This is a genomic window from Salinimicrobium oceani, assembly GCF_012037645.1.
The window spans coordinates 1-340 of the sequence record NZ_JAAVJR010001235.1 but is presented as its reverse complement, the minus strand read 5'-3'; the positions used below and the strand labels follow the sequence as shown (position 1 = coordinate 340).

Below are 340 nucleotides of genomic sequence, written 5' to 3'. Positions count from 1 at the left end.
CAACGGGCGGTAAGGTCTTATAAAATTGGTAAGTTCCTTGAGGATCTTTTTGATCTCTTCCTTCTCTTCGTATTCCAGGTTATTCAGTTCCCGGGTGTGGTTGTAAGTTGCTTCAGGCTGAATGTAAACTATACTTCCGGTTTTTGAGTTGCCAAGAATTCCGCCTTTTACTTTACGGCGGTGCATCGCAGAAACGGCCAGCACCCGGATATTATCAACAACTGTTTCCCGAATATCATCCAGATACCCCAGGTTGTTGTAATGTGTCAAAGCGCTTCCGAAGCTGGAATTGATCTGCCCCTTCACCTGATTGATCTTTCTCCTCAATTCCTGAAGCAGG

At 45.3% G+C, this 340-nt stretch carries 1 pseudogene; it reads right to left on the bottom strand.

What is annotated here, in order from left to right:
- A pseudogene (locus HC175_RS21620) lies at positions 1–340 on the bottom strand (endonuclease MutS2); the annotation flags it as partial.